This window comes from Nonomuraea sp. NPDC005692 (assembly GCF_040631115.1).
GTDB lineage: Bacteria > Actinomycetota > Actinomycetes > Streptosporangiales > Streptosporangiaceae > Nonomuraea.
The window spans coordinates 412,994-423,932 of record NZ_JBEXYU010000005.1 but is presented as its reverse complement, the minus strand read 5'-3'; the positions used below and the strand labels follow the sequence as shown (position 1 = coordinate 423,932).

Annotated in this window: 11 protein-coding genes; 3 read left to right on the top strand and 8 right to left on the bottom strand. The window is 73.9% G+C overall.

The genetic code is table 11. The features are described 5' to 3' along the window. Nucleotides 1–36: 36 nt before the first annotated feature. From ABZ459_RS14980 to ABZ459_RS14950, 7 genes are all read right to left on the bottom strand, one after another. Complete coding sequence (locus tag ABZ459_RS14980) at nt 37–1,125, bottom strand: LLM class flavin-dependent oxidoreductase (RefSeq protein ID WP_357970560.1); 1,089 nt, start codon at nt 1,123–1,125, stop codon at nt 37–39. Beyond that, on the bottom strand, nt 1,122–2,156 hold the full coding sequence (locus tag ABZ459_RS14975) for an LLM class flavin-dependent oxidoreductase (RefSeq protein ID WP_357970557.1): 1,035 nt from the start codon (nt 2,154–2,156) through the stop codon (nt 1,122–1,124). The genes ABZ459_RS14980 and ABZ459_RS14975 overlap by 4 nt, the downstream gene beginning before the upstream one ends. After that, nucleotides 2,153–3,322: an LLM class flavin-dependent oxidoreductase gene (locus ABZ459_RS14970; protein ID WP_357970554.1), complete on the bottom strand. Its 1,170-nt coding sequence runs from the start codon at nt 3,320–3,322 to the stop codon at nt 2,153–2,155. Before ABZ459_RS14970 ends, ABZ459_RS14975 begins: the two co-directional genes overlap by 4 nt. Beyond that, entirely contained in the window at nt 3,319–4,641 is a 1,323-nt protein-coding gene (locus ABZ459_RS14965) for an NtaA/DmoA family FMN-dependent monooxygenase (RefSeq protein ID WP_357970552.1), read from the bottom strand. The genes ABZ459_RS14970 and ABZ459_RS14965 overlap by 4 nt, the downstream gene beginning before the upstream one ends. Beyond that, entirely contained in the window at nt 4,638–5,549 is a 912-nt protein-coding gene (locus ABZ459_RS14960) for a glutathione S-transferase C-terminal domain-containing protein (RefSeq protein ID WP_357970550.1), read from the bottom strand. The genes ABZ459_RS14965 and ABZ459_RS14960 overlap by 4 nt, the downstream gene beginning before the upstream one ends. After that, the gene (locus ABZ459_RS14955) at nt 5,546–6,064 is read right to left on the bottom strand and encodes a flavin reductase family protein (RefSeq protein ID WP_357970548.1); all 519 of its coding nucleotides are present in this window, start codon (nt 6,062–6,064) and stop codon (nt 5,546–5,548) included. Before ABZ459_RS14955 ends, ABZ459_RS14960 begins: the two co-directional genes overlap by 4 nt. Nucleotides 6,065–6,410: 346 nt before the next feature. After that, complete coding sequence (locus tag ABZ459_RS14950) at nt 6,411–7,751, bottom strand: lanthionine synthetase LanC family protein (protein WP_357970547.1); 1,341 nt, start codon at nt 7,749–7,751, stop codon at nt 6,411–6,413. 111 nt (nt 7,752–7,862) lie between these two features. Between ABZ459_RS14950 and ABZ459_RS14945 the strand changes: the two genes are divergently transcribed. After that, a complete protein-coding gene (locus tag ABZ459_RS14945; protein WP_357970544.1) occupies nt 7,863–8,405 on the top strand; it encodes a hypothetical protein in 543 nt (180 codons plus the stop codon). On the opposite strand, the gene ABZ459_RS14940 is transcribed toward ABZ459_RS14945, so the two are convergent. Next, nucleotides 8,391–8,993: a TetR/AcrR family transcriptional regulator gene (locus ABZ459_RS14940; RefSeq protein WP_357970541.1), complete on the bottom strand. Its 603-nt coding sequence runs from the start codon at nt 8,991–8,993 to the stop codon at nt 8,391–8,393. The genes ABZ459_RS14945 and ABZ459_RS14940 overlap by 15 nt on opposite strands. Before the next feature lie 67 nt (nt 8,994–9,060). Between ABZ459_RS14940 and ABZ459_RS14935 the strand changes: the two genes are divergently transcribed. Further along, on the top strand, nt 9,061–10,092 hold the full coding sequence (locus tag ABZ459_RS14935; RefSeq protein WP_357970539.1) for a saccharopine dehydrogenase NADP-binding domain-containing protein: 1,032 nt from the start codon (nt 9,061–9,063) through the stop codon (nt 10,090–10,092). Then, complete coding sequence (locus tag ABZ459_RS14930) at nt 10,089–10,937, top strand: NAD(P)H-binding protein (RefSeq protein ID WP_357970536.1); 849 nt, start codon at nt 10,089–10,091, stop codon at nt 10,935–10,937. The genes ABZ459_RS14935 and ABZ459_RS14930 overlap by 4 nt, the downstream gene beginning before the upstream one ends. Nucleotides 10,938–10,939: the final 2 nt, after the last annotated feature.

Sequence of the window (10,939 nt, the reverse complement as noted above, 5' to 3'; positions counted from 1 at the left end):
AGGGGTTTCGGTCCGAGCGTCAGAGGCGTTTCCGGGTCACGGGCGTGCCCAGGCTTCGGCGAGCAGTTCGTAGGAGCGCACACGGTCGGCGGGGTCGTGGGTGATGGTGGTGACCAGCAGCTCGTCGGCCCCGGTGACCCGGCGCAGCACGCGCAGCCGCTCGGCCACGGCCTGCGGCGTGCCGACGAACCGGGTGTCGATCCTGTCCTTGACCAGCTCGCGGTCGGCCTCGGACCAGACGTGCCGGGCCGCCTCCCGCGGCGTCGGGTACGGCATCGCGCCCGCCCCCGTCCTGATGCTGCGCACCCACAACCCGTACGGCGAGGCCAGCTCGCGCGCCCTGGCCTCGTCCTCGGCCACCACCGCGTCGGCCGACACGATCACGTACGGCTCGGCCAGCTCGTCCGACGGCTTGAACGCCTCGCGGTACGCCTCCACGGCCTCCAGCACACTGGAGGGGCTGACGTGGTAGTTCGCCGCGAACGGCAACCCGCGCTCCCCCGCGACCCGGGCGCTCTGCCCGCCGCTGCTGCCCAGGATCCACACCTGCACGTCGGCCCCCTCGCCGGGCGTCACGTGCGCCTCGTGGGTCCCGTCGAGCAGGGCCAGCACCTCGTCGATCTGGTCGGCGAAGTCGGGCGTCACCGCTCCGGGCTGCTGGAGCAGGCCGGCCTGGAAGGCCAGGCGGGGGATCCTGGCCAGCCGCGACCAGTCGAAGGGCGGCGGAATGAGCAGCCCGTCCACCACCCTGGCCTCCTTGCTCGCGGGACGTGCGGGAGCCGGCTCGGCCCCGCGCCGCCCCGAGCGCCCGATCCCCAGATCGAGCCGGCCCGGATGCAGCGCATCGATGATCCCGAACTCCTCGACCACGGACACCGGCGTCCGGTGGCCGAGCTGCACGGCTCCCGAGCCGACCCTGATCGTCGAGGTGGCCGCCGCCACCAGGCCGATCAGCACGGCGGGGGCCGAGCCGGCCACGCCCGGGGCGAAGTGGTGCTCGGCCAGCCAGTAGCGGGCGTAGCCGAGCTGCTCCGCGCGGCGGGCGAGCTCGATCGTGTCGCGTAACGCCTGGCCCGCGGTGCCGCCCGAGCTGATGGGGGCCAGGTCGAGGATGGACAGGCTCATGACGCGCTCCTCGGGAACGGGCGGCTGGGGATCTCCGCGCGCAGCGCCGGCGCGATCTCGGCCTGGAACAGCTCCAGCGTCTCCCGGTGCTGCCCCGGCGTCAGGCCGTCGGCGTCGGCGGGCAGGTGCATGACCTCGTGCCCGAACCGCTTGTGGTAGCGCAGCACCTTGTCGATGATCTGCTGCGGGCTGCCGACCAGGATCGAGCCGCGCTCGATGGCGTCCTCCAGGGTGGGGAAGACCGGCTGCACGCCGGCCCGCCGGAACGTCTCCAGGCGGGCCTGGAAGATCGGCCGGTATTCGGCGAGGGCCCGCTGCGAGGTGCGGGCCGCGTAGTAGCCCGCGCTGCCCGCCCCGACCAGGGCGTCGGCGGGGTCGTGGCCGTGGTGCGCCCAGCGTTCGCGGTAGTGGTCGATCAGCTCGGCGTAGGGCTCGATGGGGTTGGTGACGTTGGCCGAGAACAGCGGGTCGCCGTGCCGGGCGGCCAGCTCGACCGACTCCTTGCTGGTCGCGCTGCCGTGCCAGACCCTGATCGGCCGTTGCAGCGGGCGCGGCCAGGTCTCGGCGCCGGTCAGCGCGGGGCGGAAGCGGCCCTGCCAGGTGACCCGGTCCTCCCGCCACAGGCGGCGGAACAGCTCGTACGACTCGCGGTTGCGCTCCCACTGGTCCGCGGCGGTGACGTGGAAGAGCCTGGCCTGCGCCGCGCCGTTGCCCTTGCCGACGATCAGTTCGAGCCGGCCGCCGGACAGGTGGTCGAGCGTGGCGTAGTCCTCGTAGGCGCGGACCGGGTCGAGCAGGCTCAGCGTGGTGACCGCGGTGAACAGCCTGATCCTGGACGTCCTGGCGGCGATGTGGCTGAGCACGACCGGGGGCGAGGAGGAGATGAAGGGCCGCTCGTGCCGCTCACCCACGCCGTAGCCGTCGAAGCCCAGTTCCTCGAAGAGCACGGCGTTCTCGACGACCTCGCGGAATCGTTCCGTGGGTGACCGGCCGTCGCTGTGGACGATCAATGTGATGCCCAGAAATTTCATGACACCTCCGCGTACCTGCTCGCCGGGCGCGGCAGGCCGAGCAGCCCGCGTAACGTCCGGGCCTCGTACCCGCTCCTGAAGCCCCCGCGCCCGCGCAGCTCGGCCGTCAGCTCCCGGCTGATCCGCTCCAGGTCGTACGGCACCGCCCCCGGCCGCAGCCGGAAGCCCTCGATCCCGGCCCGCCGCCACTCCAGCAGCAGGCCGGCCAGCTCCCCCACGCCGCCGGCGAAGATCGCCGCGTCGGAGGTCAGTTCGGCACCGTCCAGCTCGTCGAGCCGCGCCTTGCGCCGGGCCGCGTCCGGGCCCAGGAAGACGAGCAGGTCGGCGAAGATCCGCAGGTGGCCGGAGAGCCCCCGGAGCTCCTCGACGATCTCCCGCGCGTGCTCGGCCGAGTGCGGCGTGACGAAGACGACGTCGGCGCCGCCCGCCGCGAACTCGTACGGCAGCCGCGCGTGGGCCAGCGCGGCCACCACCGGCTGCCCCTGCGGCGACCTGGGCGTGATGGACGGCCCCCGCACCGAGAAGAAGCCGCCCTCGAAGTCGATGTGGTGGAGTTTGCCGCGGTCGACGAACCGGCCGGTGGCCACGTCCCTGATCTCGGCGTCGTCCTCCCAGCTGTCCCAGAGCCGCCGGGCCACCTCCACGGCGTCGGCGGCCTCGGCGAACAGGGCGCGGACGTGCGGGTCTGCCGACAGGTCCACCCCGCCGGGCCGGTTCAGCACCACGTCGAGCGGGGCGAACCGGCGGCGGCCGAAGTGGGCCGCCTCGCTCGCCCGCGCCGAGACCTGCGGCCGCCAGCCGGCCCGGCCGCCGCTGACGTGGTCGAGGGTGGCGATGCCGATGGCCACGTGGAACGGCTCGGTGTGCGTGGTGGCGGCCGTCGGCACCAGGCCGATCCGGGTGGTCAGCGGCGCCAGCCGGGCCGCCAGCAGCACCGCGTCGAACCGGCCGCGTACCTGGTCGGTGCGGTCGTCGGGGCCGTCGGGCCGGGTGGACTGCAGGCCCAGGGCGTCCTCGATGGTGACGAAGTCGAGCAGCCCGCGCTCGGCCTCGGCGACCAGCCCCGCCCAGTGACCGGCCGAGAAGAGCCGCGGGGCGGGGGCCGCGCGCCAGGCGGCGGGGTGCCAGCCGGCGCCGTCCAGCGCCACGGCCAGGTGCAGCGTCATGACAGCTCCAGGTGCTCGCGCAAGGTGGTCCCGGTGTACTCGGCGCGGAAGACGCCGCGTTCGCGCAGCGCCGGCACCACCCGGTCGACGAACTCGTCCAGCCCGCCGGGGGTCAGGTGCGGGACGAGGATGAAGCCGTCGGCCGCGCCGGCCTGCACGTGCTCGTCCATCTGCCGGGCCACGCCCTCGGGGGTGCCGACGAACGTCTGCCGCCCGGTGACCTCGATCACCAGCTCGCGGATGCTCAGCCCCTTCTCCGCGGCCAGCGCCCGCCATTTGGCCGCCACCTCGGCGCGGTCCTTGATCGGCACCCGTCCCTGGGAGACGCCTCGCGACAGGTCCGGCTCGACGTCGGGGAACGGTCCATCGGGGTCGTGGGCCGACATGTCCCGCCCCCATACCTGCTCCAGGAACGCGATCGCGGTCTGCGGCCCGACCTGCTGCCGCCGGATCCTGGCCGCGTTCTCGGCGGCCTCCTCGTCGGTGTCGCCCAGCGCGAACGTCACGCCGGGCATGATCTTGAGCTGGTGGGGCTCGCGGCCGTACCGGGCCAGGCGCGACTTGACGTCGGCGTAGAAGCGTCTGCCGTCCTCCAGCCCGCCGTGCGGGGTGAAGACCACGTCGGCGTGGGCGGCGGCGAACTCGCGGCCGTCGTCGGAGTCGCCGGCCTGGATGATCACCGGGTGTCCCTGTGGGGAGCGCGGCAGCGTGAACCGGCCCTCGACGGTGAAGTGCCTGCCCCGGTGGCTGACCGTGCCGATCGCGTCCTCCCGCAGGAAGCGGCCCGTGCCCTGGTCGGCGAGCACGGCGTCCGGCTGCCAGGAGTTCCACAACTCGCGCGACAACCGGACGAACTCCTCGGCCCGCCGGTACCGGTCGGCGGGGTCGAGGAAGCCGCCGCGGCGGAAGTTCTCGCCGGTGAAGGCGTCGGAGGTGGTCACCACGTTCCAGGCGGCCCGGCCCTCGCTCAGGTGGTCGAGCGTGGACAGCCGCCTGGCCAGCTCGTACGGCTCGTTGAAGGTGGCGTTGACCGTGCCCGCGAGCCCGAGCCGCGAGGTCACGGCGGCCAGGGCGCTGAGCACGGTCAGCGCCTCGGGCCTGCCGGCCACGTCCAGGTCGTGGATGCGGCCCTTGAGCTCGCGCAGCCGCAACCCCTCGGCCAGGAAGAAGAAGTCGAACGTGCCGCGCTCGGCCGTCCTGGCGAGGTGGACGAACGAGGCGAAGTCGATCTGGCTGCCCGACCGGGGGTCGGACCACACGGTGGTGTTGTTCACGCCGGGGAAGTGCGCGGCGAGGTGCACCTGCCTCCTGCGCGTCACCGGCCCCGCCCGTGCGGCGTGTCCCAGGCGGCGGGCAGGCCCTCGATGGTCTCGCCGAACGCCGGGCGCTGGTAGAGGTCGCGGGCGTAGCCCCAGAGGTGCTCGAAGTCGGGCAGCTCGCGCTCGCTGATGAGGTGCTCGCGGTTGTGCAGCGCGTCGAACCTGGCCAGCGTCACCCACAGCCGCACGTCGGCCTCGGTGATCGTGTCGCCGGTCAGGAAACGGCGCTCGGCCAGGCGTTCGTCCAGGCGTTCCAGGGCCGCGACGACGCGGTGGCACTCGTCCTCGCGGGCGGCCTCGGTGCCGGCGGGGGCCACCCGGGTGACGCCGGTGTTGACGTCGTGGTAGATCCACGCGTTCAGCTTGTCGATCTCGGCGCGCAGGTGCTCGGGGTAGAGGTCGACCGAGGTGTCGGCCCACTTCTCGAACTGGGTGGCCAGGTCGATCGTGATGTCGGGGAAGTTGTTGCTGACGATCCTGCGCCGCGCCCTGTCCCAGAGCACGGGCACCGAGATGTGGCCCGGGTAGCCCTTCTCGGTGGCGTCGTAGGCCTGCTCCAGGAAGGCGAACCCGTTGACCGGGTCGGGGCCCCTGCGCTCCCTGAAGGCCCAGCCCCGGCCGTCGCGCTCGTCGTCCACGTACGACAGCGAGACGACGTCCTCCAGGCGCTTGAGCTTGCGGACGATCGCGACGCGCTGGGCGTAGGGGCAGGTCCAGGCGGCGTAGAGGTGGTAGCGGCCGGGCTCGGCGCGGTAGCCGCTGGTCCCGTCGGCGGTGACGCGGTCCTGGAAGGGGTAGACCGGGCGGTCCCAGCCGGCCGACAGGTGCAGGCGGCCGGGGCCGTAGCGGCCGTAGGCGATCCGGTCGAGCGGGCCGGCGTAGACCGGTGTGCCGGTGGTGGCGGTCACAGGTTCTCCTGGTGGGGTAGGAAGCGGCCGAACCGGCCCTGGTGGTAGAGCAGCGGGCGGCCGGCGCTGTGCGTGGCCGCCTCGGCCACCAGGCCGACGACCAGCACGTGGTCGCCGACCTCGACGGTCTCGTACGGCAGGCAGATCAGGTGGGCGGAGACGTCCTGGAGCAGCGGCGCGCCCAGCGGCCCCGCCCGCCACCGCGTGGGCGCGGCGAACCTGTCCACCCCCTTGCGCGCGAACCGCGCCGCCAGCTCGGCCTGGTCGCTGGCCAGGATGTTGACCGCGAAGTGGTCGGCCCCCTGCAACCACGGCCAGGTGGTGGAGGACTGGTCCACGTAGAAGGAGACGAGCGGCGGGTCGAGGCTGACCGAGGAGAACGAGGTGGCGGTGAGCCCCACGGGGATGCCCTCGCTCTGCGCGGTGATCACCACCACTCCGCTGGCGTGCACGGCGAGCGCCTGGCGGAACACGTCGGCGCCGACGGCCTGCTGGTCGGGCAGGGTGTCGGTCATGCGCCGGCCTCCGCTCGGTACGGGCGGACGGGTCTGATTGCGATCACGGAAAGGCTCCTCACGGGAGAGAGGGCGTGCTCACGCCGCTCCCGGCGGCCGGGCCGGGAGCGCCGGGAGGGGGCACGGAGGGGTTCGTCAGCGGAGGCGTGGACGGCGTCGGCCACGCTGGAGCGCTCAGGGGAAGGCGGGCGGCTGCTGGTCCGTGATCAACGACACTGGGCGCTGGCGACGTGGCCGAAGTCCACGTGCGGGCGCCTGGTCAGGAGAGTGCCCTGGCTCATGCCAACGACGCTAGGCCGCCGCGAGCCTCAAGTCAATATTCCCTACTGGTTTTAAAGGGAATACCTTATTGGGATGAATCGCGAAGTTTGGCGGGCGGCACCGGGATCGCCGGGAAGGGGTTGTCCGGCAGCAGGATGACCCGGCGCGCCTGCCGGGGCTGCATGGCGGCGTCGAGATGGAGCAGGGCGGCCCCGATGCCGGCCGCGCCGACCATGTATCCGGTGTCCGCGCTCACCTCGCCCGGCCGCAGCCGCCGGTACGCCTGGTACCAGCGGAACCCCTGGCCGTCGTGGTTGTCGCCACGCCCGATGAGATGCCCGGCGAGCACCTGGGCCTGCGCGAGGCGGGCTTCGTCGCCGGTCGCCGCCCACAGGCCGACGAACAGTTCGAGCAGCCCGGCCGCGCCGCAACACTGGCAGGCCACGTTCCAGAAGCCGTCGGTCTGCCGGAGGGGGGCGCCGCTCTCGACGACGCCGTGCGCGAGCCGTTCGACCCAGTCGAGGTGGCCGGGGTCGCCGGTGACCCGGTACAGCTCGTAGAACATCCGCGCGACGCCCGCCGAGCCCGAGCAGAAGCCCAGGTAGTGCAGCTCGCGCCCCTGCGGCACGTGGTGCGGGACGACGGCGCACCTGCCCGCCACCGCGCTCACCTCGCGCACGAAGCCCGCGCCGCGGGCGGCCGCCTCCAGGAAACGCCGCTCGCCCGTGACGCCGTAGAGCCTGGCCAGCAGGAAGGCGGTGCCCGCCGTGCCGGACAGGAAGCCCGGGGTGACGGCGTCGAGCGGCAGGTCGGCGCAGTCGCCGAAACGATGACCGGGCACGGCGAGCCCGGCGATGCGCTCGCCCGCCGCCACCGCCGTCTCCTCGTAGCCGCGCACGCCGAGCGCGGCGGCGGCCTGGAGCAGCCCGAGCACGATCCCGCCGTCGCCGCGCTGGGCGGGCTCGCGCGTCCAGCCGGGGCCGCCGTCCAGCGGGCGGGCGGCGCGGACGATCGTGTCGGCCACCGCGACGGCCTCCTCCTCGAAGACGCCGTCGCCGAAGGCCCAGCCGGCCTCGACGAGCGCGACGAGCGTGCCGGTCAGGCCGTGGTAGAGGGTCAGGTCGGCGCGTTCGCGCCAGGTGGTGGCCAGGTAGCGGGCGCCTCTGCGGGCGTCGTCCAGGTACGCCTCGTGGCCGGTGGCGGCGGCCAGTTCCAGGAAGAACAGCACGATGCCGGCCGCGCCCGCGTACAGGGAGGCGGAGTCGCCGGCGGCGGCCGACCTGCCGCGGGGGTCGGGGTTGGCGCGCCAGTGGCGGCCTCTGCCGTCGTCGACGGCGGCGGTGCGGATCCAGCGGCCCGCCATGATCGCGGCGGTCAGCGGAGTCTCGGCGCGCTCACTCGGCGAGCGGGTCCGGTCCAAGCCCATACTCCATTCTCCCACACTTCCGGTAGGAAAATCGGCATTTTCCCAAGGGGTTCGCCTCCATCATCGCGGGTAACGGAACGGTGACGTCGAGTATCGAACGGGGAGGGCGTCGTGAAGCGTCCCATCATCTGTGCCGCGATCCTGGCCCTGGGCGTCACGGGCTGCACGAACGCCGGATACGACACGGGCCAGCACCTGCCGCAGAACGACGGCGGGAACGCCGACGCCAAGGGCGTCCTGCACGTGCGCAACGCCCACCTCCGGGCCGCTGCCGGCCAGGCGGCCACCCCGTCGTCGCCCGCCGCCGAGCAGGCACTCTACGCCGTGCTGATCAACGACGGCCACAAGCCCGACCAGCTCCAGCAGGTCACCGTCGACGGCGGCGGCTCGGTGCAGCTCTCCGGCGCCGCCGCCGACATCCGGCCCGGCCAGCCCGTGGGCGTCAACGACCAGCCGCTCGGCACGGTCACCGGCGTACGCGGCACCTCGGTGCCCATGACCTTCACCTTCCGCGACGCCGGGCCCGTGCGCGTGTTCGTGCCCGTGAAGCAGAACGCGAGCCAGGCCCCCGCCGGTTCGGTCGGCCCCGCGACCACCCCGGCGGCGCCGGGCCACGCGCCGCCCCACGCCCCCCGCCACTCAACCCGCCACTGACGGCCGCAGCGCCGACAGCAGCCGGTCCAGCTCGGCGGCGATCAGCGGCAGGTCGGCGTCCGGGTCGGCGGAGCGGGCCAGCAGCATGCCGCCCTCGCAGACCGCGCCGAACACGAGCTGCGCGCGGGCGGGCACGTTCCCGCCCTCGATCCGCCCGCTCTCGGCGGCCCTGCGCAGGCCGCCGAGCAGGACGCGCAGCAGGTGGTCGTACTCGATCTCGCGGGCGGCCTCCCAGCCCAGCACCGAGGGCGCGTCGAGCAGCACGATCCGCCGGAAGCCCGGGTCGAGGCAGTGCTCCAGGAAGGTGCGCAGGCCCCGGCGCAGCGCCGCCAGCGGGTCGTCCTCCTGGGCGCCGGCGCGCTCCAGGGCCGCCGCGACCTCGGCCAGCTCGCCGGTGAACGCCGCCCGGAACAGCGCCGGCTTGCCCCCGAAGTGGTGGTACGCGGCCCCCTTGGTCACCCCCGCGCGGGCGGCGACGGCGTCGATCGAGGTGTCGGCGTAGCCGTTCTCGCCGAAGAGCCGGCGCGCGGCGCCCACCAGCCGCGCCGTCGTCTCGTCCGTGCGTTCTGCCTGGGTACGGCGGCTCATTGACTTCCATACTCCTAGTACATATGTTCGAATCACGTACCAGAAGTATGGAACATGGAGGCCGATCGTGTCCTCAGAACCCATCGCCGTCTACGGAGCGAGTGGTCATACCGGACGCCTGGTGGCGGCGGAATTACGCGCCCGCGGCCTGGAGGTGATCCTGGCCGGCCGCGACGCCGCCAGGCTCAAGGCCGTCTCCGACGAGCTCGGCGGAGCCCGCGTGCACGAGGCCCCGCTCGACGACACCCACGCCCTGCGGGCCCTCACCGCCGAGGCCGGCGTGCTGGTCCACTGCGCCGGGCCCTTCACCGACACCGGTCAGCCCGTGGCCCGCGCCGCGGCGGCGTCCGGCTGCCATTACGTCGACCACGCCCTTGAGCAGCACCACACCAAATGGATGTTCGACACCATGTCCGCGCCCGCCGCGGCCGCGGGCATCACGATGATCACGGCCATGAGCTTCTACGGCGGCATGGGCGACCTGCTGGCCGCGGCCGTGTCCGCCGGACTGACCGGCATCGACCGGGTGACCAGCGCGTACGCCGTGTCCGGCTGGCGGCTGACCACCGGCGCACGGCAGACCGCCGAGCTGCTGTTCGCCGACACCCGCCGCATCACCTTCAGCGACGGCGCCCAGCACGTCGGGTACGTCGAGCCGCGCAACGCCGTCTTCCCCTTCCCACCGCCGCTCGGCCCGCGCACGATGATCGCGCCGATCCCGTCGTCGGAGGTCGTCACCGTGCCCAGGCACGTGCCGGCCCGCTGGGTCGAGGCGCAGCTCACCGCGCACACCTTCGAGGAGGAGGGCGCGTTCACCGGCGAGGCCGTCGACCCGGAGACCAGGGCGGGCTCGGAGTTCACCGTGGCCGTCCAGGTCGTCACCGCGGACGGCGGCGCGGCCGGCCGGATCACCGGCCGCGACCTGTGGCGGCTCAGCGCGCTGGCCTCGGTCGAGGCCGCCGTGCGGCTGGCCGGCGGGCAGGGGCCGGGGGCCGGCGTCTTCGCCCCGGCCGAGGCATTCCCCGCCGAGCCGTTCCTGCGCGATCTCGAAGCGCTCGGGCTGCTCAGGCTCACCCTGCCGGGAAGGAGCGGACGATGATCCTGGTCACGGGCGCGGCCGGCGGCCCCCAGGGCGGCACCGGCAGGCAGGTCGCCGAGCAGCTTCTCCAGCGCGACCAGGCCGTGCGCGCCTTCGTGCACTCCGACGACGAGCGCGCCGGCGAGCTGCGCAAGCTCGGCGCGGACGTCGTCGTCGGCGACCTGCGCGAGATCAGGGACATGCGGTCCGCGATGCGCGGGGTGCGGCGGGCGTACTTCACGTATCCGGTGACGGCCGGGCTGCTCGACGCGACGAGCGCGTTCGCGGCGGCGGCCAGGGAGGAGGGCGTCGAGCGGGTGGTCGAGGTCTCCCAGCTCGACGCCCAGCCCGAGGCCGGGACGCCGCGCATGCGCCGCCACTGGCTGGCGGAGCAGGTCTTCGACTGGGCGGGGGTGGGCGCGGTGCACCTGCGCGCGGCGGTCTTCTTCGAGAACCTGGCCGTCGTGGCGGACGCCTACGGCGAGCTGGCCCTCCCGCTGGGCCCGCCGGACACGCTGATCCCGCTCGTCGCCGCCTCCGACGTGGCGCGGGTGGGCGCGGGCCTCCTGCTGGACCCCGCGCCGGCCGACCCGGTGTGCCTGGTGACCGGCCAGATGGCGACGGCCGCCGAGGCCGCCGACGCCCTCGGCGTGCGCTACGCGGACCTGCCGCCCGAGGAGTGGGAGCGGCGGGCGCACGACGTGTACCGCGACCCGTACGCCGTCGAGCACCTGACCCACCTGTGGGCGATCTTCCGCTTCATCGGCTCGGGCGACCACCCGCTCTACCGGGTCACCGAGAGCATCGAGCGCGTCGGCGGGCGCCGTCCGGTGACCATCGGGGAGTTCGCGGCCGGCCGGCGCTGATC

Bases quoted from the DNA above. Each gene is read 5' to 3' on its own strand.
- ABZ459_RS14940 (WP_357970541.1), bottom strand. From the start codon at position 8,993: ATGAGCCGCCGTACCCAGGCAGAACGCACGGACGAGACGACGGCGCGG.
- ABZ459_RS14975 (WP_357970557.1), bottom strand. From the start codon at position 2,156: ATGAAATTTCTGGGCATCACATTGATCGTCCACAGCGACGGCCGGTCA.
- ABZ459_RS14950 (WP_357970547.1), bottom strand. From the start codon at position 7,751: ATGGGCTTGGACCGGACCCGCTCGCCGAGTGAGCGCGCCGAGACTCCG.
- ABZ459_RS14970 (WP_357970554.1), bottom strand. From the start codon at position 3,322: ATGACGCTGCACCTGGCCGTGGCGCTGGACGGCGCCGGCTGGCACCCC.
- ABZ459_RS14955 (WP_357970548.1), bottom strand. From the start codon at position 6,064: ATGACCGACACCCTGCCCGACCAGCAGGCCGTCGGCGCCGACGTGTTC.
- ABZ459_RS14980 (WP_357970560.1), bottom strand. From the start codon at position 1,125: ATGAGCCTGTCCATCCTCGACCTGGCCCCCATCAGCTCGGGCGGCACC.
- ABZ459_RS14930 (WP_357970536.1), top strand. From the start codon at position 10,089: ATGATCCTGGTCACGGGCGCGGCCGGCGGCCCCCAGGGCGGCACCGGC.